The following is a 21,220-nucleotide window of genomic DNA, read 5'->3' on the forward strand; positions in this document are numbered from 1 at the left end:
GATGGGTCAAAAGGTTAATCCAATTGGTCTTCGTGTCGGCGTTATCCGTGACTGGGAATCTCGTTGGTTCGCTGAGAAAGATTACGCTACATTATTACATGAAGACATCAAAATCCGTGAGTACATTAATGTACGCTTAAAAGATTCTGCTGTTGCTAAAGTAGAAATCGAACGTGCAGCAAATCGTGTAAATGTTACAATTCACACTGCAAAACCTGGTATGGTAATTGGTAAAGGTGGTACTGAAGTTGAAGCACTTCGTAAAGCTCTTAACCAATTAACAGGCAAGCGTGTACACATCAACATTTTAGAAGTTAAGAGAGCTGATCTTAACGCTAAATTAGTAGGCGAAAACATCGCTCGTCAATTAGAAAACCGTGTATCATTCCGTCGTGCACAAAAGCAAGTTATTCAACGTGCTATGCGTGCAGGTGCTAAAGGTATTAAAACACAGGTTTCTGGTCGTCTTGGCGGAGCTGATATCGCTCGTGCAGAATCTTACAGTGAAGGAACTGTTCCACTTCATACACTTCGCGCTGATATTGACTATGCAGCAGTTGAAGCTGATACAACATACGGTAAATTAGGCGTAAAAGTATGGATCTACCGTGGAGAAGTCCTTCCTACAAAAAAGAAAGCTTCTGAGGAAGGAGGAAAATAATATGTTAATGCCAAAACGCGTAAAATATCGTAGAGAGCATCGTGGTAAAATGCGTGGTCGTGCTAAAGGTGGAACTGAAATTGCTTTCGGTGAATTCGGTTTACAAGCACAAGCTGCTTCATGGATTACAAACCGTCAAATCGAAGCTGCTCGTCGTGCAATGACTCGTTACATGAAACGTGGCGGTAAAGTATGGATTAAAATTTTCCCTTCTAAACCTTACACTGCAAAACCTCTAGAAGTACGTATGGGTTCCGGTAAAGGGGCACCAGAAGGCTGGGTAGCAGTAGTAAAACCTGGGAAAATTATGTTTGAAATCGCGGGTGTATCTGAAGAGGTAGCACGCGAAGCATTACGTCTTGCAGCTCACAAGTTACCTGTGAAATGTAAATTCGTAAAACGTGAAGAAAATGGTGGTGAATCTAATGAAAACTAATGATATTCGTGAATTAACCACTGCCGAAATCGAAACAAAAGTTAAAGCTTTAAAGGAAGAGTTGTTTAATCTTCGCTTCCAACTTGCTACAGGACAATTAGAGAATCCAACTCGCATTCGTGAAGTGCGTAAAGCAATTGCTCGTATGAAAACTGTAGTTCGTGAAAGAGAGATCGGAATTAATCGATAAATTGAGGGGAGGTTTGCATAGTGAGCGAACGTAACCAACGCAAAGTTTATACTGGTCGTGTAGTGTCTGACAAAATGGACAAAACGATTACAGTTTTAGTTGAAACTTACAAAACTCATTCCTTGTACGGAAAACGTGTTAAGTATTCTAAGAAGTACAAAGCCCATGATGAGCAAAACCAAGCGAAACTTGGCGATATCGTTAAAATCATGGAAACTCGCCCGCTTTCTGCTACTAAGCGTTTCCGTTTAGTTGAAATCGTTGAAGAAGCGGTTATTATCTAAATAGACGAATCGGAATTTTTAGTCCGAAGGGAGGTTTCATAACATGATCCAACAAGAATCTCGTTTGAAAGTTGCTGACAACTCTGGTGCACGTGAACTTTTAACAATTAAAGTATTAGGCGGCTCTGGTCGTAAATATGCTAACATTGGTGACATTATCGTTGCTACGGTAAAACAAGCAACACCAGGTGGCGTTGTTAAAAAAGGTGACGTTGTTAAAGCAGTAGTGGTACGTACGAAGAGCGGAGCTCGTCGTACGGACGGTTCTTACATCAAATTTGATGAAAACGCAGCGGTTATCATTAAAGACGATAAGAGCCCACGTGGTACTCGTATCTTCGGACCAGTAGCTCGTGAATTACGTGATAGCAACTTCATGAAGATCGTTTCTTTAGCTCCAGAAGTTCTATAATTTAAGGTATTGCCTTGCTAAGGAGGTGCAGAATTAAGATGCATGTAAAAAAAGGTGATAAAGTACAGGTAATCACTGGTAAAGACAAAGGAAAACAAGGCGTTATCCTTGTGGCTTTCCCAAAGCAAAACCGTGTTATCGTTGAGGGTGTCAATATCGTTAAGAAGCACTCTAAGCCATCTCAATTAAATCCACAAGGTGGAATTATTACTAAAGAAGCACCTATTCACGTTTCTAACGTTATGATTTTAGATCCGAAAACAGGTGAACCTACTCGTGTAGGCTTCAAAGTAGAAGATGGTAAAAAAGTTCGTATTGCAAAAAAATCTGGTGAATTATTAGATAAATAATTTTCTTAAGAAAGGAGGTCACTTCATTGAATCGCCTTAAAGAGAAGTTCCAAAAGGAAATTACTCCTGCTCTAGTGAGCAAGTTTAACTATAAATCTGTAATGCAGGTACCAAAAATCGAAAAGATCGTAATCAACACTGGTGTTGGTGACGCGGTATCTAACTCAAAAGCGTTAGACAACGCAGTAGAAGAATTAACACAAATCACAGGTCAAAAACCTGTTGTAACTCGTGCTAAAAAATCAATCGCTGGTTTCCGTCTTCGTGAAGGTATGCCAATCGGTGCGAAAGTAACTTTACGCGGCGAGCAAATGTATGAGTTCTTCGACAAATTAGTATCAGTTTCTTTACCACGTGTACGTGATTTCCGTGGTGTTTCTAAGAAATCATTCGATGGTCGTGGAAACTATACATTAGGTGTTAAAGAGCAACTTATTTTCCCTGAGATTGATTATGATAAAGTAAGCAAAGTCCGCGGTATGGACATCGTAATCGTTACTACAGCGAAAACTGATGAAGAAGCTCGTGAACTTTTAACACAATTCGGTATGCCATTCCAAAAATAATGGAAGCCAACGCTAAGTAGAGGAGGCGAAAACGTGGCTAAAAAATCTATGATAGCGAAACAAAAGCGTACTCCTAAGTTTAAAGTACAAGAGTATACACGTTGCGAACGCTGCGGTCGTCCGCATTCTGTATACCGCAAATTTAAACTTTGCCGTATTTGTTTCCGTGAACTTGCATATAAAGGTCAAATTCCTGGTGTTAAAAAAGCTAGTTGGTAAAACCCACAAATGGGAAGGAGGTAAAACACATGGTGATGACAGATCCAATTGCAGACATGCTTACTCGCATCCGTAATGCGAACATGGTACGTCATGAGAAATTAGAGGTTCCTGCTTCTAAAATCAAAAAAGAGATCGCTGAACTTTTAAAACGTGAAGGTTTCATTCGTGATGTAGAATACATCGAGGATAACAAACAAGGTATCCTTCGTATTTTCCTGAAATATGGTGCAAACAATGAACGTGTAATCACTGGATTAAAACGTATCAGTAAACCTGGCTTACGCGTTTACGCTAAAGCTGACGAAGTACCACGTGTACTTAACGGATTAGGTATCGCTCTTGTTTCTACATCTAAGGGAGTAATGACAGACAAAGACGCTCGTCAATTACAAACTGGTGGAGAAGTAGTAGCATACGTTTGGTAATATATATTTAAAACGAACGGAGGTGTGACCACATGTCTCGTATTGGTAAAAAGATTCTTGAAATCCCTGCAGGTGTTACTATTACAGTTGCAGAAGACAATACTGTAACAGTAAAAGGCCCTAAAGGTGAATTAACTCGTACTTTCAATGCTGATATGCTTATCAAAATTGAAGAGAATACATTAACAGTTGAGCGTCCATCTGAACAGAAGGAACACCGTGCATTACACGGTACAACTCGTGCTTTAATCGGAAACATGGTTGAAGGTGTAACTGAAGGTTTCGCACGCGGACTTGAATTAGTCGGTGTTGGTTACCGTGCTCAAAAACAAGGTGATAAACTTGTATTAAGCGTAGGTTATTCTCATCCAGTAGAAATGACTCCGGAAGCAGGTCTTGAAGTTGAAGTACCTGCACCAACTAAGATCGTAATTAAAGGTATCGACAAGCAACGTGTTGGCGAATTCGCTGCTAACATCCGTGCTGTACGTGCTCCTGAGCCTTACAAAGGTAAAGGTATTCGTTACGAAGGCGAAGTTGTTCGTCGTAAAGAAGGTAAAACTGCTAAGTAAACCCGTTAGGTGAGAGAAAGGAGTGACAAGAATGATCACTAAAGCTGATAAAAATGCGACTCGTAAGAAAAGACATGCACGTGTACGTGCTAAACTTACTGGTACTGCAGAGCGTCCACGTTTAAACGTGTTCCGTTCTAACCAACATATTTACGCTCAAGTTATTGATGATGTGAATGGTGTAACGTTAGTAAGTGCATCTACTCTTGATAAAGACCTTGCTCTTAACGGTACTAGCAATATTGAAGCTGCTACGAAAGTTGGAGAATCAGTTGCTAAGCGTGCTGTAGAGAAAGGCGTTAAAGAAGTAGTATTTGATCGCGGTGGTTACTTATACCATGGCCGTGTTAAAGCTCTAGCTGAAGCTGCTCGTGAGGCTGGATTACAATTTTAATGGTCAAAGGAGGGAAAATTGATGCATCGCATTGACCCAAGTAAATTAGAACTTGAAGAACGTGTAGTTACGATAAATCGTGTCGCGAAAGTTGTTAAGGGTGGTCGTCGTTTCCGCTTTGCTGCACTAGTTGTAGTTGGCGATAAAAACGGTCATGTTGGATTCGGTACTGGTAAAGCACAAGAGGTACCAGACGCAATCCGTAAAGCTATCGAAGACGCTAAGAAAAACTTAATCGCTGTACCATTAGTTGGTACAACAATTCCACACACAATCAACGGTCATTTTGGCGCTGGTGAAGTATTCTTAAAACCTGCTGCTGAGGGTACTGGTGTTATTGCTGGTGGACCTGTTCGTGCGGTCCTTGAATTAGCTGGTGTACAAGATATTCTTTCGAAATCTCTTGGTTCTAACACACCAATCAACATGATTCGCGCTACTGTGAACGGATTAAGCGAACTTAAGCGCGCTGAAGATGTTGCAAAATTACGCGGTAAATCTGTAGAAGAGCTACTAGGTTAAGGAGGGAAAACAAATGGCGAAAAAGTTAGAAATTACCCTCACTCGTAGTGTAATTGGTCGTCCACAAGATCAACGTGCGACGGTAGAAGCTTTAGGTCTTAAAAAGTTGAATTCAACTGTAGTTAAGGAAGAAACTCCTGCTATTCTTGGTATGATCAACAAAGTTTCTCACCTTGTAACTGTAAAAGAAGCTTAAGGATAACTCATTAATATAAGGAGGTGCCTGGGAATGAAACTTCATGAATTAAAACCTGCAGAAGGTTCTCGTAAAGTACGTAACCGTGTCGGTCGTGGTATCGGTTCTGGTAACGGTAAAACTGCTGGTAAAGGTCATAAAGGACAAAACGCACGTTCTGGCGGCGGTGTTCGTCTTGGCTTCGAAGGTGGTCAAACTCCATTATTCCGTCGTTTACCAAAACGCGGCTTCACAAACATTAACCGTAAAGAGTTTGCTATTGTAAACTTATCAACGTTAAATCGTTTTGAAGATGGTACAGAAGTAACACCTGAATTATTGCTGGAAACTGGCGTTATCAGCAAGTTAAACGACGGTGTTAAAGTTCTTGCAAGCGGAGCAGTAGAGAAAAAACTAACTGTTAAAGCGCACAAGTTCTCTTCAAGTGCTAAAGAAGCAATTGAAGCAGCTGGCGGATCAGTTGAGGTGATCTAATGTTTCGTACAATCTCCAACTTTATGCGCGTTGCTGAGATAAGACGTAAAATATTATTCACTTTAGCGATGTTAATCGTATTCAGGATTGGCACGTTTATCCCCGTGCCATTTACAAATGGAGACGTACTGAAGGCACAAGATCAATTAAATGCTTTAGGTATTCTAAATACATTTGGCGGTGGAGCCTTGAAAAACTTCTCCATCTTTGCGATGGGAATCATGCCGTATATTACAGCATCCATCATCGTGCAATTATTGCAGATGGATGTTGTTCCTAAATTTTCGGAATGGTCGAAGCAAGGTGAAATGGGCCGTCGTAAATTAACGCAATTCACGCGTTACTTTACAATTGTTCTTGCGTTTATTCAGGGGTTTGGTATGTCAATCGGTTTTAACGGTATGGTAGGTGGACAATTAATTTTGAATCCAGGTTGGAGCACTTATTTATACATTGCTACGGTACTGACTGCTGGTACTGCATTTTTAATGTGGTTAGGTGAACAGATTACAGCTAAAGGTGTAGGTAATGGTATTTCCATCCTTATCTTTGGCGGTATTGCCGCAGCGATCCCAAGTGTTATATCTCAAGTGTATCAGCAACAGTTTCAAAATATCGGAGATCAATTGTTCATGAGTATCGTTAAAGTTGCATTGATTTTACTAGCTGTGCTAGCAGTTATTGTGGGTGTTATTTTCATTCAACAGGCTGTTAGAAAGATCCCAATTCAATATGCGAAGCGTGTAACAGGAGGAAATGGTGGTTATGCTGGAGCACAAAACACACATTTACCGCTTAAGGTAAATAGTGCTGGTGTTATTCCAGTAATTTTTGCTGTTTCATTCTTAATTACGCCTCCGACTATTGCACAGTTCTTCCCGAAACATGATGTATCGCAGTGGATTATTGCAAACTTTAACTATTCTCACCCAGTGGGAATGATCATATATGTTGCGCTCATTGTAGCCTTCACATATTTCTATGCATTTGTTCAGGTTAATCCAGAGCAAATGTCAGAGAATCTAAACAAGCAAGGTGGATATGTTCCAGGTATTCGTCCGGGTAAGAATACGGAACAATATCTAACAAAAATCTTGTATCGTTTGACCTTTGTAGGATCAATTTTCCTAGCAGCGATTGCAATCTTACCAGTTATCTTTACGAAATTGGGAAATCTTCCTCCATCTGCACAGATCGGTGGAACGAGTATGTTAATCGTTGTCGGCGTTGCTTTAGAAACAATGAAGCAGCTAGAAAGCCAACTGGTAAAACGCCATTACAAAGGGTTTATCAAGCAGTGAGTAAGTGGGAAGAATTGTCTTCCCTACATGCTCATGTACTCTGAGGGGGAACAAGGATGAACTTAATTTTAATGGGGCTTCCTGGTGCTGGTAAAGGTACACAAGCCGAACAGATTGTTGCCAAGTATAACATCCCTCACATTTCAACAGGAGACATGTTCCGTGCAGCTATGAAGGCTGAAACTGAAATGGGTCTACAAGCAAAATCTTTTATTGATAAAGGTGCACTTGTTCCAGATGAAGTTACAATCGGAATCGTTCGTGAACGTTTAAGTCAAGACGACTGCGTAAGAGGTTTCTTACTAGACGGTTTCCCACGAACTGTTGCACAAGCATCAGCTCTTGAAGAAATTATGAAAGATCTTGGCAAAAAAATCGACTATGTTTTAAACATTAATGTGGATTCAGGGTTGTTATTAAAACGCCTTACAGGCCGTCGCATTTGTAAAGAGTGCGGTGCGACTTACCACTTAGAATTCAATCCACCAGCAAAAGCTGATGTGTGCGATAAATGTGGTGGCGAATTATATCAACGCTCTGATGACAATGAAGAAACTGTAGCAAATCGTTTAGATGTAAATATTAAGCAAACAAAACCTTTGCTTGATTTCTACGAAGAGCTTGGTTACTTACAAAGCATTAATGGTGAGCAAGATATCAATAAAGTATTTGCTGATATCGATGTTCTCATCGGAGGCTTAGCGTAATGATAATCTGCAAAACTCCTCGCGAGATAGAAATCATGCGAGAAGCTGGCAGGATCGTTGCTTTGACTCATCAAGAGTTGAAACAGCACATTACTCCAGGAATTACAACGAAAGAGCTCGATCAAATAGCGGAAAAGACGATTCAAAAATATGGTGCTACGCCATCTTTTAAAGGATACAACGGATTTCCGGGGAGCATATGTGCTTCTGTAAATGAAGAGCTTGTACACGGAATTCCAGGGAAGCGCAAGCTCAAAGAGGGCGATATCATCAGTATCGATATTGGTGCGAAATACAATGGGTACCATGGAGATTCTGCATGGACGTATCCAGTTGGAAACATTTCTGAATCTGTTCAAAAGCTACTTGATGTCACAGAAAAATCGTTGTATCTTGGTCTAGAACAAGTAAAACCAGGCGAGAGATTATCAAATATCTCACATGCGGTTCAAACCCATGCTGAAGAGAATGGATTCTCGATCGTTAGGGAGTATGTTGGTCACGGAATCGGGCAAGACTTACATGAGGACCCTCAAATCCAGCACTATGGTCCACCCAATAGAGGCCCTAGATTAAAGCCGGGAATGGTCATCTGTGTTGAGCCGATGGTGAATCAAGGAAGACGATATGTAAAAACACTATCTGATGACTGGACAGTGGTAACGGTAGATGGTAAATGGTGTGCCCATTTTGAGCACACGATTGCTCTTACAGAAGCAGGATACGAAATCCTTACCACTTTATAAGTAGCTGGCTCTCCGGGATTTCAGAGCAGTGTAAAATGTTACTGATTTGAAGAAGGGAGAACTATTGAATGGCTAAAGATGATGTAATTGAAGTCGAAGGTACCGTTCTTGAAACGTTGCCAAATGCTATGTTCAAAGTAGAATTAGAGAATGGGCATGTCGTATTGGCTCACGTTTCTGGTAAAATCCGTATGAACTTCATTCGTATTTTACCAGGAGACAAAGTTACGGTAGAATTATCTCCGTACGATTTAAATCGTGGTCGTATTACGTACCGTTTTAAATAATATAGCACTCCGTAATCTTTAAGGAGGTTCGAGACATGAAAGTAAGACCGTCAGTTAAACCAATCTGCGAAAAATGTAAAGTTATTCGTAGACGTGGAAAAGTAATGGTTATTTGTGAAAACCCTAAACATAAACAAAAACAAGGTTAATCAGAAGGAGGTGCATTCGTAATGGCACGTATCGCAGGTGTAGATATTCCTCGAGACAAACGCGTTGTTATTTCTTTAACTTACGTATTCGGCATTGGTCGCACAACTGCTGAAAAAATTCTTGCAGAAGCAGGTATTTCTGAAGAAACACGAGTTCGTGATTTAACGGAAGACGAATTAGGACGTATCCGTGATATCATCGATCGTATTAAAGTTGAGGGAGACCTTCGTCGTGAAGTATCTCTTAACATCAAACGTCTAATGGAGATCGGTTCTTACCGTGGTCTTCGTCACCGTCGTGGTTTACCAGTTCGTGGTCAAAACTCTAAAAACAATGCTCGTACACGTAAAGGTCCACGTCGTACAGTAGCAAATAAAAAGAAATAATAAGTAAAGGAGGTTGAACTAACAATGGCACGTAAAACAAACACTCGTAAAAAACGTGTGAAAAAGAATATTGAAGCTGGTATAGCTCATATTCGTTCTACTTTCAACAACACAATCGTAACACTTACAGATACTCACGGTAACGCACTTTCTTGGTCTAGTGCTGGTGCACTTGGTTTCCGTGGATCTCGTAAATCTACTCCATTCGCTGCGCAAATGGCTGCTGAAACTGCTGCTAAAGCTGCAATGGAACACGGTTTAAAAACTTTAGAGGTTACTGTTAAAGGTCCTGGTGCTGGTCGTGAAGCTGCAATTCGTGCTCTTCAAGCTGCAGGTCTAGAAGTAACAGCAATTAGAGATGTTACTCCAGTTCCTCATAATGGATGTCGTCCACCAAAACGTCGTCGTGTGTAATTTTTCTGTATAGAATTTTCCCTTTTGTCTATAATGGATATGATGCATTATCGAGAAATTTCGTACAGAAACATCGCTTGTTGTGCACAATCGGGAACTGCCTAAGGGGGACTTTCGGTTAGACAGGGGTTATACCTTTGTTTAACCGGGGTTTCGACGTTTTGAAGGAGGGTTTAGTTAATGATTGAAATCGAAAAGCCGAAAATCGAAACGGTTGAACTTAACGAAGATGCTAAATATGGTAAATTCGTAATTGAACCGCTTGAGCGTGGATATGGTACTACTTTGGGTAACTCCTTACGTCGTATTCTTTTATCCTCACTCCCTGGTGCCGCTGTTACTGCTATCCAAATCGATGGCGTATTACATGAATTTTCAACAGTTGAGGGCGTAGTAGAAGACGTTACGACGATCATCTTAAACTTGAAAAAGTTAGCTCTTAAAATCTACTCTGAAGAAGAGAAGACGTTGGAAATTGATGTACAGGGCGAAGGTATTGTCACAGCTGCTGATATTACTCACGATAGTGATGTAGAAATCTTAAATCCAGATTTACACATTGCAACGTTAGCAAAAGATGCGCATTTCCGCGTGCGTTTAACTGCAAAGCGTGGCCGTGGGTATACGCCAGCTGATGCAAATAAAAGCGAAGATCAACCAATAGGAGTAATTCCTATTGATTCTATTTATACTCCAGTATCACGTGTGACTTACCAAGTGGAAAAGACACGTGTCGGACAAGTGGCTAATTATGATAAGCTTACGCTTGATGTATGGACGGATGGAAGCATCGGGCCAAAAGAAGCTATCTCTTTAGGTGCCAAAATCTTAACTGAGCATTTAAATATCTTTGTTGGTTTAACTGATGAAGCACAAAATGCTGAGATTATGGTCGAGAAGGAAGAAGATCAAAAAGAGAAAGTTCTTGAGATGACTATCGAAGAACTAGACCTTTCTGTTCGTTCTTATAATTGCCTAAAACGTGCAGGAATTAATACTGTACAAGAGCTTGCGAACAAAACAGAAGAAGATATGATGAAAGTTCGTAACTTAGGACGTAAATCCTTAGAAGAAGTTAAACATAAACTTGAGGAATTAGGTTTAGGTTTACGTAAAGACGACTGAGGATTTAAACCCATCAACAAAGGAGGGAACTACGAATGGCATACAGAAAATTAGGCCGTACAAGTGCGCAACGTAAAGCTATGTTACGTGATTTAGCTACTGATTTAATTATCAACGAGCGCATCCAAACGACAGAAACTCGTGCAAAAGAACTTCGTTCTGTAGTGGAAAAAATGATCACTTTAGGTAAACGCGGAGATCTTCATGCTCGTCGTCAAGCAGCAGCTTTCATTCGCAATGAAGTAGCTAACGCTGAGACTGGTCAAGATGCACTTCAAAAACTATTCGCTGATGTAGCTCCACGCTATGCTGAGCGCCAAGGCGGATACACTCGTATTGCAAAAATTGGTCCACGTCGCGGAGACGCAGCACCAATGGTAATTATCGAGTTAGTATAATGATAATTAAAAGGGCAGGACAGTTCTTTTCAAGAAACTGGTCATGGCCCTTTTTTTTAAATATAAAAATAGGCTAACTGTGCGAAGGAAAGGGTGCCTTATATTGAAAAAAGAGAAACTTCGGATAGAAAATATATCATTTCAATATCCTGGGGCAGCCACTTATGCATTAAAAGATGTTTCATTTTCCTTATATGAGGGAGAATGGGTATCTATTATTGGACAAAACGGTTCAGGAAAGTCTACACTTGCAAAATTATTGAATGGTTTGTTTTTGCCAGAAGCAGGGACTATTACAGTAAATGATACAATGGTTTTATCAGAGGAAACGGTATGGGATGTTCGAAAACAAATTGGAATGGTATTTCAAAATCCAGATAATCAATTTGTTGGAACAACAGTGCAAGATGATGTTGTATTTGGCTTAGAGAATATCGGAATGCCAAGAGAACAAATGATTGAAAGATTAGAACAGGCCTTGCGACTTGTCCGTATGGAAGATTTTCTTAATGATGAGCCTCATTCCTTATCTGGTGGGCAAAAGCAGCGAGTGGCAATAGCAGGCGTTTTAGCACTTCAACCATCTATTTTAATATTAGATGAAGCAACGTCAATGCTAGACCCTCAAGGGAGACGTGAAGTAGTAGAAACGGTTAGACAACTTGTTACTCAAAAAGGTATTACCGTGTTATCGATTACGCACGATTTAGAAGAAGCGGCACAGTCAGATCGTGTCATTATTTTAAATAAGGGAGAAATATTAGAGGAAGGGACTCCAGAAAAAATTTTCAAATCCTCTCATATGCTCCAAGAAATTGGCTTAGATGTACCGTTTTCAGTGAAAATAGCAGAATTATTAAAAAGAAATGAAATTCTCTTGCAAAATACGCATCTTACAATGGAAAGCTTGGTGAACGAACTTTGGAGATTACATTCCAAAAAGTAGAGCATCGTTATCAATATAAAACTCCATTTGAAAGACGCGCACTTTATGATGTAGATGTGTCGTTTCCAAGTGGGGGCTATTATGCCATTATTGGTCATACTGGTTCAGGTAAGTCAACGATGATTCAACATTTAAATGGTTTATTGCAGCCGACAAATGGTACAGTTCAAATTGGTGAACATTTGATTTCGGCAGGAAAGAAAGAAAAAAAGTTAAAGCCACTACGTAAAAAAGTAGGGGTTGTCTTTCAATTCCCAGAACATCAGTTGTTTGAAGAGACTGTGGAGAAAGATATTTGTTTCGGCCCTACTAATTTTGGAGTATCTGTAGACGAAGCAAGGCAAAAGGCTAGAAAGGCAATTGAACTTGTAGGGCTAGAACCGGAACTGTTAACACGTTCTCCGTTCGAATTAAGTGGTGGACAAATGAGACGTGTTGCTATAGCGGGTGTACTGGCGATGGAACCTGAAGTGCTTGTATTAGATGAACCTACAGCAGGACTAGATCCAAAAGGGCAGAACGAACTTATGGAGATGTTTTATAAGCTGCACAAGGAAAAGGGGCTTACAGTTATCCTTGTAACGCATAATATGGAGGATGCTGCTCAGTATGCGGAGCAGATTGTAGTTATGCATAAAGGAACGGTCTTTTTGCAAGGAAGTGCAGAGGAAGTATTTTCACATGCCGATGAACTAGAGAAAATTGGTGTGGATCTTCCTATGTCATTAAAGTATAAACGTGCAATTGAAGAGAAGTTTGGTATTTCAATTTCAAAGGCTACCTTATCTTTAGAGGATCTTACTCATGAAGTTGTGCAGGTGTTACGAAAAGGTGGTCATGAATCATGCAGCAGTTGATTATTGGGAGATATATCCCGGGGAATTCACTTATTCATCAACTTGATCCACGTACGAAGCTGCTGATTGTCTTTTTATATGTATTTGTTGTTTTCTTAGCAAATAATGCGATTTCATATGGATTTTTATTTTTATATGCACTCATTGCTTTATTTTTTGCAAAAGTGCCGATTCGTTATGTACTTTCGGGCTTAAAACCAATTTTATGGATTTTTCTTTTTACATTTTTCCTGCATATTTTTACAAATAAGGAGGGGGATGTACTATTCCAGCTTGGTTGGTTTTCGATATATGAAAAGGGATTAGAGCAAGGGATATACATTTCTGTACGATTCTTCGTTATTATTTTAATGACGACATTATTAACGTTAACGACGACACCTATTGAAATTACAGATGGTTTGGAGACGTTATTAAAGCCGTTGAAGCGTATAAAGGTTCCTGTTCATGAAATCGCATTAATGATGTCAATTTCTCTTCGTTTTATCCCGACATTAATGGATGAAACGAGTAAAATAATGAAAGCACAAGCGTCACGTGGTATTGATTTTGCCGGGGGACCGATAAAAGATAGAATGAAAGCTATTATTTCACTGCTCGTTCCTCTGTTTATCAGTGCTTTTAAGCGTGCAGAGGACTTAGCCATTGCGATGGAAGCTCGTGGATATCAAAGTGGTGAAGGACGTACTAAATTTAGGCAACTACGCTGGAAAAAAAGCGATACAGTAACGATTGTCAGCTTATTTTGTTTAGCTTGTATTTTGGCATGGATGCGATCGTAATGGAGAATAGAGAAATGGATAGAATAAAATGTACGGTTGCATATGATGGCATGCATTTTTGTGGTTATCAAATTCAGCCGAACCATCGTACTGTTCAACAGGAGATAGAAAAAGCATTGCAGAAATTGCATAAGGGAGAACTTGTTCGTGTTCAGGCATCTGGTAGAACAGATTCTACAGTTCATGCAAAAGGACAAGTAATACACTTTGATACTCCTTTGTCTCTTGAAGAGTGGCAATGGATTAATGCTTTAAACACAATGTTGCCAGATGATATTGTTATTAGGCAAGTAGAGAAAAAAACAGAAGAATTTCATGCACGTTACGGTGTTGAGAAAAAAGAATATCGTTATCGTGTATTATTATCAAAGACTGCGGATGTATTCCGTAGAAATTACGTATATCAATATCCATATCCGCTCGAAATCAACTCTATAAGAAAAGCAATTCCTTATTTTATTGGAACACATGATTTCACTTCTTTTTGTTCGGCAAAAACTGACAAAAAAGATAAAGTGCGAACAATTTATGAAATCGAGTTAATTGAACAAAATGATGAAATAATTTTTCGTTTTGTAGGTAATGGATTTTTATATAATATGGTCAGAATTATTGTTGGTACGTTACTTAGCGTAGGGCAAGGAAAGCTTGATCCTGATAGCATTCCAGAGATTTTAGCGAAACAAAATCGTCAGTTTGCTGGAAAGATGGCTCCAGGTCATGGGCTTTACTTATGGGAGGTAAACTATAACAACTAATCCTGGTGTAACATTTGCTTGACATTAGAAACTCAAAAGTATATCATAACATATGGTATTGTTTCTAAAACCACGATTAGCCCCGGAAGGAAATCGTGTTTAAGATAAACAATAGATTTTTTCTATGGAAAAGATAACGAGGAGGGAAACACATGCGTACGACTTTTATGGCAAAAGCTAACGAAGTTGAGCGTAAATGGTATGTGGTTGATGCTGAAGGTCAAACTTTAGGTCGCCTTGCTAGTGAAGTAGCATCCATTTTACGTGGTAAAAACAAACCTACATTTACACCACACGTTGACACGGGTGATCATGTAATTATTATTAACGCTGAGAAAATTCATTTAACAGGTAATAAATTAAACGATAAAATTTACTACCGTCACACTAACCACCCAGGTGGACTTAAGCAAAGAACAGCTCTTGAAATGCGTACAAACTACCCTGTACAAATGTTAGAGCTTGCAATTAAAGGCATGCTTCCAAAAGGACGCTTAGGCCGTCAAGTTTCTAAGAAACTTAACGTGTATGCTGGAGCAGAGCATCCACACCAAGCACAAAAACCAGAAGTTTACGAACTTCGCGGATAATTAATTAAAGGAGGGCTTACTTTGGCACAGGTTCAATACTATGGCACTGGACGTCGTAAGAGTTCAGTAGCGCGCGTACGCCTAGTTCCAGGCGAAGGACGCGTTATCATTAACGGTCGTGATTTTGAAAACTATATCCCATTTGCTGCATTACGTGAAGTAGTGAAACAACCTCTAGTTGCAACAGAAACTTTAGGTAACTACGATGTACTTGTAAACGTAAATGGTGGTGGATACACTGGTCAAGCTGGTGCTATTCGTCACGGTATTTCTCGCGCTTTATTAAAAGCTGATCCAGAATACCGTCTAACACTAAAACGTGCAGGTCTATTAACTCGTGACGCACGTATGAAAGAGCGTAAAAAATACGGTCTTAAAGGCGCACGTCGTGCACCTCAGTTCTCAAAACGTTAATTTTTGCGAACTACAAACCCCAACCATTTTGGTTGGGGTTTTTTTATGTTTCATTCCTCTTTTGCAATTTTTATAGCTTGGAATATTTTAGTGCTACCGCCACGCGTATGCTTCTTCTTTAGAAGTTTAGACTAATACGTATTAGGGAGGTTTATAAGTACTATGAATGTCATTGTCAGCTTACAAGAAAAACAAAAAGAAAAGCAGTTAAAATACGAGCGGAAGATGTTGCGGGAATTATCATTAAAAACATTGCGTTCAAATATTCGTGATGCCTTTCAAATGCAAGAGCTTCATCGTCAGTATGAAGATTACTGTATTGAATTAGGGATAGAATCTTATTTATTAGGAGCGAGATACAGTAAATTTGGTTATTATGGTGAATCGTTTTTTGATGTGAAATATAGAGCTTTAGAAGAAGAACAACAATTAACTGAAACGCTATTTCAATTTTTAACGAGTATGACTATGCGAGAAATAAAGTTGAAAGATGAGGAATTACTTTTTGAATCTTGTCAGCAGTTTATAGGATTGTGGTGGCAAGAAGGGTATGAAAAAGGTGAAAGAAGATATCGATTAAAGCTTCATTAAGACAAGCATAAACTTTCCTCTTGTCCCATATAAGTAATTAGAGGGACTAGCTGGAGGAGGAAAGGTATGAAGAGAATTCGAATTATCTCTTTTGCACTCGCTGCGGTTGTATTGTTTTTTTTAGTTAAACAAGAATTTCAAATTACAAAATCGTGGCGAGCTTGGAATTTACCCTTATCAGGGAAAGTAATTGTATTAGATGCTGGGCATGGTGGACCAGATGGAGGGGCTGTTGGTGGAAAGGATATTATAGAAAAGGATATTACGCTTGAAATTACAAAAAAGGTACAAGACTATTTACAAGAACAAGGTGCACTAGTTATTTTAACGCGTGAGGGAGATTATGATTTAGCTAACAAAGATACAAAGTCATATAGTAGACGTAAAGCAGAGGATTTAAAAAAACGTGTAGAAATCATCAATAAACCTGATGTAGACTTTTTTGCAAGTATTCATTTAAATGCTTTAACTAGTAGTGGATCGAAAGGCGCACAAACGTTCTATTACCGCTCTTCGATTGAAAATGAACGTGCTGCAAAATTTATACAGGCTGAATTGAGAACAAGTTTAGAAAACACGAATCGTTCTGCTAAGACAATTTCGCATGTATATTTATTAAAGTATTCTAAAACACCAGGTGCTTTAATTGAAGCTGGCTTTTTATCGAATGTGAACGAAAGGTATATGTTAAATTCGGAGAAATATCAGCAAAAGGTAGCAGCTGCAATATACCGTGGTATATTACGTTATTTCACGGAAAAAGGAAATCCTCCAGAATAAGGAGGATTTTTTTGAGCTTCTCTCGTTAACGAAGTTTTCGGAAAATATGTTATACTGGAAATGTAAACGCATTTATTTCAAGGATAAGCAGAGATAAATTAAATTAACATTACGTTATTTTTCATACAGGGGGCTGGGCTAATTATGATAACGAAAGAGCAAGTGGTTGAAGCGTTAGAAGGGATTGTAGATCCGTTTTTACATAAAACATTAAAAGAAACAAGTGCAATTAAAGAGGTAACAGTCAAGCCAGAGAAGGAACATGTGAGTGTCAAAATTGCAATCGTAAAAACCGGTACAGCGGAACAAATGCAGTTGCAGTCTGGAATTGTAAAGTTAGTAAAAGAACTTGGGGCAGCAACAGTTGGACTTCGTTTTGCAGAATTTACAGAAGAGGAATTAGCTCAGTTTGCACCGGAACAAGAAGAAGAGCAAAGTGAATCTTTATTGTCACCTAATTCAAAAACAACATTCTTAGCAGTAGCGAGTGGAAAAGGTGGCGTGGGAAAATCAACTGTTTCCGTTAACCTTGCAGTTGCTTTAGCTCGTTTAGGAAAAAAAGTTGGTATTATTGATGCGGACATTTACGGTTTTAGTGTGCCAGACATGATGGGGATAGAAAAACGTCCTATCGTAAGAGGTGACAAGATAATTCCGGTGGAACGTTTAGGTGTAAAGGTAATCTCAATGGGCTTCTTTGTAGAGGATAATGCACCAGTTATTTGGAGAGGACCTATGCTTGGGAAAATGTTAAACCACTTCTTCACAGAAGTAGAATGGGGCGATTTAGATTATTTAGTACTAGATTTGCCACCAGGCACAGGTGATGTTGCGTTAGATGTGCACTCAATGTTGCCATCTTGCAAAGAGATTATTGTAACGACGCCTCATCCAACAGCTGCGTTTGTAGCAGCGCGTGCTGGAGCGATGGCATTGCGCACTGAACATAGTATTCTTGGTGTTGTTGAGAATATGGCATATTTTGAAAGTAAGGTAACTGGTGAGAAAGAATATGTATTTGGAAAAGGCGGGGGAGATAAGTTAGCTACCGAATTACAAACGAATGTTCTTGGTCGCATTCCGCTACAACAACCCGATTGGAATAAAGAAGACTTTGCTCCTTCAGTATATGAAGATACACATACAACGGGCATTATTTATAGTAAAATAGCTGAAACAGTAATTGATAGAACAGCTGTTACACAAAAATAAAGTGAAACTTTAATCAGTGGGGTTCACCTGTTACTGACAACAATAAGGCTTTTGTTGCTAGTAAACCTTTCGCTTAACTAGAGGGAGCCATTTCGTCTGTTAATAGCAAGATAAAGTAATAACGAGTGAACAATGTATAAATTGTCCACTCGTTATTATAGTTATTATTTTTTACTATTCTTCCTTCTTCCCGCCTTGAGAACCACCGTCACCGCCTGCTTCTTTCTTACCAGATCCGCCTTTTTCAGCTTTTTGCACACCTTTACTAATGATATCAATCATCTTGGCTTGGAAGAGTGGACTTTCAGCAGTTTCTGTTAGTACTTGTTGTAGATATTGACGGTATTCTTTACTCTTCATTGTTTGTAACATCATTTTTTCTACTTCAGGATTTTTCATAATTTCTATAACGCCTGCTTGATATTCAGGGTCTTTTAATAAGGTTTTCATTAATTGGGTTTGTTCTTTCCCCATACTTTTAGCGAACTTCGATGAGAACTCAGGATCTTTAAAGAGCTTTTCCCAGAATTGTTGCCCTTTATCGGATACCATGGCATCTTCAATCGTTTTCTTTACTACTGTTTCATCTAGTATGAGTGCTTGTTTCATTTTTTCATCAGTTAATACATCTTGAATAGCTTTCTTACCTTGATCTGTTTTTAAAATATCAACAATCATTTTCTTTGTTTGATCGTAATCTAGTTCGGATTTCGTTTCTTTTCCTTGTGCGCATGCTGCAAGTGCGATAAGTAGAAAAGAAGAAACGAAAATGAATAGCATCCGTTTCATAAGTTGGAACTCCTTTCAGCACAGTTCTCTCTTTTTAATATAAATATCTTTAAGGAATTTATACATGAACATGGCTAGCTTTTTGAAATTGTCATTGATACAATTTAATTAGAAATATAAGGATAATGGGGGATGTGTTGTGAATAGCCGCAAGTGGGTACGACTATTTTTAACGACGTTGTTTCTTGGTGGAATTAGCACAGTTATTATTGGTTTTGTTTTGGAGTGGGACAAGTACAATAAATTTTTTCAAAATTTCGACGGTAAGGAGATTTTAGCAGTATCTTTCTGGCTGATGGGTGTAGGATTTATTTTTAGTGTTATAAGTCAAATGGGATTCTTTGCATATTTAACAATCCACCGTTTTGGACTAGGGATGTTCCGCTCATCTTCTTTATGGAATGCAGTCCAGCTCTTCTTTATTGCATTCGTATTATTTGATTTTGTGTATTTAAGATCTGTACTTATTGCAAATGGGGAAGTCTCGTTAGGGAATAACATACTTGTTGCTGGAATATTATTTGTGTTTGGAGCAATTGTTGCTTATGTAAAAAGCAAAGAAACAAATAAAAAAGCATTTGTGCCAGCTCTGTTCTTTATGGTTGTTGTAACGATCCTTGAATGGGTACCAGCGCTTCGGATTAATGATACAGATTGGTTATATTTAATGGTTATACCGCTATTGTTATGTAACGCATATCAATTACTTGTATTACATCGTTTAATCGGAAAAACAAGTAAATCAGCTTAATAGAGAGATTTTATACACCAGCAGTTATAATGCTGGAAATGGTATGATTCAAAAAGCTCTACCACCTTCTTGAAAGGTAGTAGAGCTTTTTATGCGTGAAGAGTGGTAGGGAAGAAGCTACTTCACATCTTCACTTTTCGTACTTGTGTTGGAAATAAGTTGTGATACGGATATTTGCTCATATCCATCACTTTTTATTTTTTGCAGGAGCAGCGGTAAAGCTCTATTTGTTTGAAGGGCAGAATCGGATGCGTGTAATAAGACGATATCTCCACCTTTCAAATTATTAGAGACAGTGGAAACGATGTTATTTACACCTGGGTTTTTCCAATCGTTTGAATTATTACTCCAATGCACGACGGTGTATCCAAGTGATTCTGCGATTTTAAGGGTTGCTTTGTTAAATTCGCCACTAGGTGGACGTAACAGCTTGACTTGTTTTACACCAAGTTTCGTAAAAACATCTTGTGCTCGTAAAAGGTCTCGTCTTATTTCATTTGTCTCTAGAGAAGTGTAGGATGTGTAATTGTACCCCATACTACCGATTTCGTGTCCGTCTTTCATGATTCGCTCTACAATATCGGGGTGTCTTTCGGCCCATGCAGCAGAAAGGAAGAATGTTGCATTCTTAATTTCTCTTTCTTTAAGAGTATCTAGGATTGGAATTGCTTTTTTGTCTCCCCAACTAATATCAAACGTAAATGCAACTTGCTTTTTAGCGGTGTCTCCTTTGTAAATTACTTTAGGGCCTGTAGCAGTTGAAAAAGCAGATTCATGTGAATATGTTTTTAAAAAGAGTAGCCATGCTGTAAATAAGGACAGTATCACTATTAAGCTAATGTGTTTAAAATTTCTCTTACTCGTAATAAAAAAGAAAAACATAATATTACGCCCCTTTGTCCAATCCTTTTCAGTTACATATATGCTGTAAATATAAAAAAGAGAACAAAGGATTAATATCGTAAGTAGTGGATATAATGGATGATAGGATTGTGATAATTGAAAATGAGCGGAACGTTTATTGTTGCGTAAGGAATTATTGAGGTGATTGTTTGCTTGGGCTGATGTTGACAAAAGAAGAGAGAAAAGAAATGGAATACATATTGAAGAGAGAATTAGAGGAACTTTTATTTGATTTTGAAGATGAGCGTATTCATGAAGTTGTAAAAAAAGCCATGGAAGAAAGATATAAAATCATTTTCTGTTTATTCCGGAGAGTAGCTAACACAGAAGAATGTATTCGTTATGTAAGAAAAAGAATTTTTTATTAAAAAGTGTTGACGTTAATAGTTTGTATATGTTAAATTAATAACCGTCGCTGATGCGGAAACGCAGAAAACGACAAAAAGAAATTGAAAAACTTAGTTGACATCGAAAAACGAAAATGTTAACATAAGGAAGTCGCAAATGAGCGACCAAGTAGTTCTTTGAAAACTGAACGAAACAAACAACGTGAAACGTCAATTTTTATTTTAGATGCTAGACAAACTAACTTTATTGGAGAGTTTGATCCTGGCTCAGGATGAACGCTG

At 38.7% G+C, this 21,220-nt stretch carries 36 protein-coding genes; 34 read left to right on the top strand and 2 right to left on the bottom strand.

All coding sequences use genetic code 11. From position 1 onward, the window contains the following. Position 1: 1 nt before the first annotated feature. From rpsC to ACS2CR_RS20560, 32 genes are all read left to right on the top strand, one after another. On the top strand, positions 2–661 hold the full coding sequence (gene rpsC, locus ACS2CR_RS20405) for a 30S ribosomal protein S3 (protein ID WP_000529956.1): 660 nt from the start codon (positions 2–4) through the stop codon (positions 659–661). A 1-nt stretch (position 662) separates the two neighbouring features. Then, positions 663–1,097: a 50S ribosomal protein L16 gene (gene rplP, locus ACS2CR_RS20410; RefSeq protein WP_000928969.1), complete on the top strand. Its 435-nt coding sequence runs from the start codon at positions 663–665 to the stop codon at positions 1,095–1,097. Next, positions 1,087–1,287: a 50S ribosomal protein L29 gene (rpmC, locus tag ACS2CR_RS20415; protein ID WP_000855718.1), complete on the top strand. Its 201-nt coding sequence runs from the start codon at positions 1,087–1,089 to the stop codon at positions 1,285–1,287. Before rplP ends, rpmC begins: the two co-directional genes overlap by 11 nt. A 20-nt stretch (positions 1,288–1,307) precedes the next feature. Further along, positions 1,308–1,571 carry a 30S ribosomal protein S17 gene (rpsQ, locus tag ACS2CR_RS20420; protein ID WP_000004106.1) on the top strand — a complete coding sequence of 88 codons (264 nt, stop codon included), beginning with the start codon at positions 1,308–1,310 and terminating at the stop codon, positions 1,569–1,571. A gap of 43 nt (positions 1,572–1,614) precedes the next feature. Next, positions 1,615–1,983, top strand: a complete 369-nt coding sequence (gene rplN, locus ACS2CR_RS20425) for a 50S ribosomal protein L14 (RefSeq protein ID WP_061129083.1) — start codon at positions 1,615–1,617, stop codon at positions 1,981–1,983. A 38-nt stretch (positions 1,984–2,021) separates the two neighbouring features. Continuing rightward, positions 2,022–2,333 carry a 50S ribosomal protein L24 gene (gene rplX / locus ACS2CR_RS20430; RefSeq protein ID WP_000558200.1) on the top strand — a complete coding sequence of 104 codons (312 nt, stop codon included), beginning with the start codon at positions 2,022–2,024 and terminating at the stop codon, positions 2,331–2,333. A gap of 26 nt (positions 2,334–2,359) precedes the next feature. Next, entirely contained in the window at positions 2,360–2,899 is a 540-nt protein-coding gene (gene rplE, locus ACS2CR_RS20435; protein WP_001080831.1) for a 50S ribosomal protein L5, read from the top strand. Positions 2,900–2,932: 33 nt separating this feature from the next. Continuing rightward, positions 2,933–3,118: a 30S ribosomal protein S14 gene (gene rpsN, locus ACS2CR_RS20440; RefSeq protein ID WP_001085700.1), complete on the top strand. Its 186-nt coding sequence runs from the start codon at positions 2,933–2,935 to the stop codon at positions 3,116–3,118. Between the two features lie 29 nt (positions 3,119–3,147). Then, positions 3,148–3,546, top strand: a complete 399-nt coding sequence (gene rpsH, locus ACS2CR_RS20445) for a 30S ribosomal protein S8 (protein ID WP_000245511.1) — start codon at positions 3,148–3,150, stop codon at positions 3,544–3,546. Positions 3,547–3,578: 32 nt separating this feature from the next. After that, positions 3,579–4,118 carry a 50S ribosomal protein L6 gene (gene rplF / locus ACS2CR_RS20450; protein WP_000086558.1) on the top strand — a complete coding sequence of 180 codons (540 nt, stop codon included), beginning with the start codon at positions 3,579–3,581 and terminating at the stop codon, positions 4,116–4,118. Positions 4,119–4,149: 31 nt separating this feature from the next. Further along, the gene (gene rplR / locus ACS2CR_RS20455) at positions 4,150–4,512 is read left to right on the top strand and encodes a 50S ribosomal protein L18 (protein ID WP_000628816.1); all 363 of its coding nucleotides are present in this window, start codon (positions 4,150–4,152) and stop codon (positions 4,510–4,512) included. Between the two features lie 21 nt (positions 4,513–4,533). Continuing rightward, complete coding sequence (gene rpsE / locus ACS2CR_RS20460) at positions 4,534–5,034, top strand: 30S ribosomal protein S5 (RefSeq protein ID WP_000554646.1); 501 nt, start codon at positions 4,534–4,536, stop codon at positions 5,032–5,034. Positions 5,035–5,047: 13 nt separating this feature from the next. After that, entirely contained in the window at positions 5,048–5,230 is a 183-nt protein-coding gene (gene rpmD, locus ACS2CR_RS20465; RefSeq protein ID WP_001085234.1) for a 50S ribosomal protein L30, read from the top strand. A gap of 33 nt (positions 5,231–5,263) precedes the next feature. Further along, positions 5,264–5,704 carry a 50S ribosomal protein L15 gene (gene rplO / locus ACS2CR_RS20470; protein WP_000766081.1) on the top strand — a complete coding sequence of 147 codons (441 nt, stop codon included), beginning with the start codon at positions 5,264–5,266 and terminating at the stop codon, positions 5,702–5,704. After that, on the top strand, positions 5,704–7,005 hold the full coding sequence (secY, locus tag ACS2CR_RS20475; protein ID WP_000490117.1) for a preprotein translocase subunit SecY: 1,302 nt from the start codon (positions 5,704–5,706) through the stop codon (positions 7,003–7,005). The genes rplO and secY overlap by 1 nt, the downstream gene beginning before the upstream one ends. A 56-nt stretch (positions 7,006–7,061) precedes the next feature. Then, on the top strand, positions 7,062–7,712 hold the full coding sequence (locus tag ACS2CR_RS20480; protein ID WP_001048989.1) for an adenylate kinase: 651 nt from the start codon (positions 7,062–7,064) through the stop codon (positions 7,710–7,712). Next, on the top strand, positions 7,712–8,458 hold the full coding sequence (gene map, locus ACS2CR_RS20485; protein ID WP_053513347.1) for a type I methionyl aminopeptidase: 747 nt from the start codon (positions 7,712–7,714) through the stop codon (positions 8,456–8,458). Before ACS2CR_RS20480 ends, map begins: the two co-directional genes overlap by 1 nt. A 68-nt stretch (positions 8,459–8,526) precedes the next feature. After that, complete coding sequence (gene infA, locus ACS2CR_RS20490) at positions 8,527–8,745, top strand: translation initiation factor IF-1 (RefSeq protein ID WP_001029884.1); 219 nt, start codon at positions 8,527–8,529, stop codon at positions 8,743–8,745. A gap of 35 nt (positions 8,746–8,780) precedes the next feature. Continuing rightward, a complete protein-coding gene (gene rpmJ / locus ACS2CR_RS20495) occupies positions 8,781–8,894 on the top strand; it encodes a 50S ribosomal protein L36 (protein WP_000868344.1) in 114 nt (37 codons plus the stop codon). A 21-nt stretch (positions 8,895–8,915) separates the two neighbouring features. Next, positions 8,916–9,281, top strand: a complete 366-nt coding sequence (rpsM, locus tag ACS2CR_RS20500; protein ID WP_000090788.1) for a 30S ribosomal protein S13 — start codon at positions 8,916–8,918, stop codon at positions 9,279–9,281. 24 nt (positions 9,282–9,305) lie between these two features. Next, on the top strand, positions 9,306–9,695 hold the full coding sequence (gene rpsK / locus ACS2CR_RS20505; protein WP_000101798.1) for a 30S ribosomal protein S11: 390 nt from the start codon (positions 9,306–9,308) through the stop codon (positions 9,693–9,695). A 180-nt stretch (positions 9,696–9,875) separates the two neighbouring features. Beyond that, on the top strand, positions 9,876–10,820 hold the full coding sequence (locus tag ACS2CR_RS20510; protein WP_000569643.1) for a DNA-directed RNA polymerase subunit alpha: 945 nt from the start codon (positions 9,876–9,878) through the stop codon (positions 10,818–10,820). Between the two features lie 35 nt (positions 10,821–10,855). Further along, positions 10,856–11,218, top strand: coding sequence for a 50S ribosomal protein L17 (rplQ, locus tag ACS2CR_RS20515; RefSeq protein WP_000331490.1), 363 nt, complete (start codon positions 10,856–10,858; stop codon positions 11,216–11,218). A 103-nt stretch (positions 11,219–11,321) separates the two neighbouring features. Beyond that, positions 11,322–12,164, top strand: a complete 843-nt coding sequence (locus tag ACS2CR_RS20520) for an energy-coupling factor ABC transporter ATP-binding protein (protein ID WP_000711759.1) — start codon at positions 11,322–11,324, stop codon at positions 12,162–12,164. After that, positions 12,140–13,021: an energy-coupling factor ABC transporter ATP-binding protein gene (locus ACS2CR_RS20525; RefSeq protein WP_074594005.1), complete on the top strand. Its 882-nt coding sequence runs from the start codon at positions 12,140–12,142 to the stop codon at positions 13,019–13,021. The genes ACS2CR_RS20520 and ACS2CR_RS20525 overlap by 25 nt, the downstream gene beginning before the upstream one ends. Beyond that, positions 13,009–13,803 carry an energy-coupling factor transporter transmembrane component T family protein gene (locus ACS2CR_RS20530; RefSeq protein ID WP_153602621.1) on the top strand — a complete coding sequence of 265 codons (795 nt, stop codon included), beginning with the start codon at positions 13,009–13,011 and terminating at the stop codon, positions 13,801–13,803. Before ACS2CR_RS20525 ends, ACS2CR_RS20530 begins: the two co-directional genes overlap by 13 nt. Before the next feature lie 14 nt (positions 13,804–13,817). Next, positions 13,818–14,561: a tRNA pseudouridine(38-40) synthase TruA gene (gene truA, locus ACS2CR_RS20535; protein ID WP_002098927.1), complete on the top strand. Its 744-nt coding sequence runs from the start codon at positions 13,818–13,820 to the stop codon at positions 14,559–14,561. Between the two features lie 152 nt (positions 14,562–14,713). Continuing rightward, positions 14,714–15,151 (top strand): 50S ribosomal protein L13, encoded by a 438-nt coding sequence (gene rplM / locus ACS2CR_RS20540; protein ID WP_001260793.1) that lies wholly within the window; start codon positions 14,714–14,716, stop codon positions 15,149–15,151. A 21-nt stretch (positions 15,152–15,172) separates the two neighbouring features. Then, positions 15,173–15,565 (top strand): 30S ribosomal protein S9, encoded by a 393-nt coding sequence (gene rpsI, locus ACS2CR_RS20545; RefSeq protein ID WP_000079986.1) that lies wholly within the window; start codon positions 15,173–15,175, stop codon positions 15,563–15,565. Positions 15,566–15,727: 162 nt separating this feature from the next. Then, a complete protein-coding gene (locus ACS2CR_RS20550) occupies positions 15,728–16,156 on the top strand; it encodes a DUF2521 family protein (protein ID WP_001101005.1) in 429 nt (142 codons plus the stop codon). A 66-nt stretch (positions 16,157–16,222) separates the two neighbouring features. Further along, positions 16,223–16,936 (top strand): N-acetylmuramoyl-L-alanine amidase CwlD, encoded by a 714-nt coding sequence (gene cwlD, locus ACS2CR_RS20555; RefSeq protein ID WP_000822439.1) that lies wholly within the window; start codon positions 16,223–16,225, stop codon positions 16,934–16,936. Positions 16,937–17,080: 144 nt separating this feature from the next. After that, on the top strand, positions 17,081–18,148 hold the full coding sequence (locus ACS2CR_RS20560) for an Mrp/NBP35 family ATP-binding protein (protein ID WP_000628846.1): 1,068 nt from the start codon (positions 17,081–17,083) through the stop codon (positions 18,146–18,148). 174 nt (positions 18,149–18,322) lie between these two features. Here ACS2CR_RS20560 and gerD read toward each other — a convergent pair whose 3' ends face one another. Next, the gene (gene gerD / locus ACS2CR_RS20565) at positions 18,323–18,937 is read right to left on the bottom strand and encodes a spore germination lipoprotein GerD (protein ID WP_000827296.1); all 615 of its coding nucleotides are present in this window, start codon (positions 18,935–18,937) and stop codon (positions 18,323–18,325) included. Positions 18,938–19,076: 139 nt separating this feature from the next. Between gerD and kbaA the strand changes: the two genes are divergently transcribed. After that, on the top strand, positions 19,077–19,688 hold the full coding sequence (kbaA, locus tag ACS2CR_RS20570; RefSeq protein WP_001088526.1) for a KinB signaling pathway activation protein KbaA: 612 nt from the start codon (positions 19,077–19,079) through the stop codon (positions 19,686–19,688). A 117-nt stretch (positions 19,689–19,805) separates the two neighbouring features. Here kbaA and pdaB read toward each other — a convergent pair whose 3' ends face one another. Continuing rightward, complete coding sequence (pdaB, locus tag ACS2CR_RS20575) at positions 19,806–20,570, bottom strand: polysaccharide deacetylase family sporulation protein PdaB (RefSeq protein ID WP_000464705.1); 765 nt, start codon at positions 20,568–20,570, stop codon at positions 19,806–19,808. A 170-nt stretch (positions 20,571–20,740) separates the two neighbouring features. On the opposite strand from pdaB, the gene ACS2CR_RS20580 reads away from it, so the two are divergent. After that, entirely contained in the window at positions 20,741–20,959 is a 219-nt protein-coding gene (locus ACS2CR_RS20580; RefSeq protein WP_000901147.1) for a hypothetical protein, read from the top strand. Positions 20,960–21,220 lie beyond the last annotated feature (261 nt).

This window comes from Bacillus cereus group sp. BceL291, from assembly GCF_051776705.1.
In the GTDB taxonomy this organism is placed as follows: Bacteria; Bacillota; Bacilli; order Bacillales; family Bacillaceae_G; genus Bacillus_A; species Bacillus_A cereus.

What these genes read in the sequence shown, in the direction of transcription:
- rplF (WP_000086558.1), top strand. Translation starts at nt 3,579, where the DNA reads ATGTCTCGTATTGGTAAAAAGATTCTTGAAATCCCTGCAGGTGTTACT.
- rpsE (WP_000554646.1), top strand. Translation starts at nt 4,534, where the DNA reads ATGCATCGCATTGACCCAAGTAAATTAGAACTTGAAGAACGTGTAGTT.
- rplO (WP_000766081.1), top strand. Translation starts at nt 5,264, where the DNA reads ATGAAACTTCATGAATTAAAACCTGCAGAAGGTTCTCGTAAAGTACGT.
- rplP (WP_000928969.1), top strand. Translation starts at nt 663, where the DNA reads ATGTTAATGCCAAAACGCGTAAAATATCGTAGAGAGCATCGTGGTAAA.
- rpsH (WP_000245511.1), top strand. Translation starts at nt 3,148, where the DNA reads ATGGTGATGACAGATCCAATTGCAGACATGCTTACTCGCATCCGTAAT.
- rpmD (WP_001085234.1), top strand. Translation starts at nt 5,048, where the DNA reads ATGGCGAAAAAGTTAGAAATTACCCTCACTCGTAGTGTAATTGGTCGT.
- ACS2CR_RS20560 (WP_000628846.1), top strand. Translation starts at nt 17,081, where the DNA reads ATGATAACGAAAGAGCAAGTGGTTGAAGCGTTAGAAGGGATTGTAGAT.
- ACS2CR_RS20510 (WP_000569643.1), top strand. Translation starts at nt 9,876, where the DNA reads ATGATTGAAATCGAAAAGCCGAAAATCGAAACGGTTGAACTTAACGAA.
- ACS2CR_RS20530 (WP_153602621.1), top strand. Translation starts at nt 13,009, where the DNA reads ATGCAGCAGTTGATTATTGGGAGATATATCCCGGGGAATTCACTTATT.
- rplN (WP_061129083.1), top strand. Translation starts at nt 1,615, where the DNA reads ATGATCCAACAAGAATCTCGTTTGAAAGTTGCTGACAACTCTGGTGCA.
- gerD (WP_000827296.1), bottom strand. Translation starts at nt 18,937, where the DNA reads ATGAAACGGATGCTATTCATTTTCGTTTCTTCTTTTCTACTTATCGCA.
- ACS2CR_RS20550 (WP_001101005.1), top strand. Translation starts at nt 15,728, where the DNA reads ATGAATGTCATTGTCAGCTTACAAGAAAAACAAAAAGAAAAGCAGTTA.
- truA (WP_002098927.1), top strand. Translation starts at nt 13,818, where the DNA reads ATGGATAGAATAAAATGTACGGTTGCATATGATGGCATGCATTTTTGT.
- infA (WP_001029884.1), top strand. Translation starts at nt 8,527, where the DNA reads ATGGCTAAAGATGATGTAATTGAAGTCGAAGGTACCGTTCTTGAAACG.
- rplQ (WP_000331490.1), top strand. Translation starts at nt 10,856, where the DNA reads ATGGCATACAGAAAATTAGGCCGTACAAGTGCGCAACGTAAAGCTATG.
- rpmC (WP_000855718.1), top strand. Translation starts at nt 1,087, where the DNA reads ATGAAAACTAATGATATTCGTGAATTAACCACTGCCGAAATCGAAACA.
- map (WP_053513347.1), top strand. Translation starts at nt 7,712, where the DNA reads ATGATAATCTGCAAAACTCCTCGCGAGATAGAAATCATGCGAGAAGCT.
- rpsM (WP_000090788.1), top strand. Translation starts at nt 8,916, where the DNA reads ATGGCACGTATCGCAGGTGTAGATATTCCTCGAGACAAACGCGTTGTT.
- pdaB (WP_000464705.1), bottom strand. Translation starts at nt 20,570, where the DNA reads ATGTTTTTCTTTTTTATTACGAGTAAGAGAAATTTTAAACACATTAGC.
- secY (WP_000490117.1), top strand. Translation starts at nt 5,704, where the DNA reads ATGTTTCGTACAATCTCCAACTTTATGCGCGTTGCTGAGATAAGACGT.
- rpsK (WP_000101798.1), top strand. Translation starts at nt 9,306, where the DNA reads ATGGCACGTAAAACAAACACTCGTAAAAAACGTGTGAAAAAGAATATT.
- rpsC (WP_000529956.1), top strand. Translation starts at nt 2, where the DNA reads ATGGGTCAAAAGGTTAATCCAATTGGTCTTCGTGTCGGCGTTATCCGT.
- cwlD (WP_000822439.1), top strand. Translation starts at nt 16,223, where the DNA reads ATGAAGAGAATTCGAATTATCTCTTTTGCACTCGCTGCGGTTGTATTG.
- rplX (WP_000558200.1), top strand. Translation starts at nt 2,022, where the DNA reads ATGCATGTAAAAAAAGGTGATAAAGTACAGGTAATCACTGGTAAAGAC.
- rplM (WP_001260793.1), top strand. Translation starts at nt 14,714, where the DNA reads ATGCGTACGACTTTTATGGCAAAAGCTAACGAAGTTGAGCGTAAATGG.
- rplR (WP_000628816.1), top strand. Translation starts at nt 4,150, where the DNA reads ATGATCACTAAAGCTGATAAAAATGCGACTCGTAAGAAAAGACATGCA.
- ACS2CR_RS20480 (WP_001048989.1), top strand. Translation starts at nt 7,062, where the DNA reads ATGAACTTAATTTTAATGGGGCTTCCTGGTGCTGGTAAAGGTACACAA.
- rpmJ (WP_000868344.1), top strand. Translation starts at nt 8,781, where the DNA reads ATGAAAGTAAGACCGTCAGTTAAACCAATCTGCGAAAAATGTAAAGTT.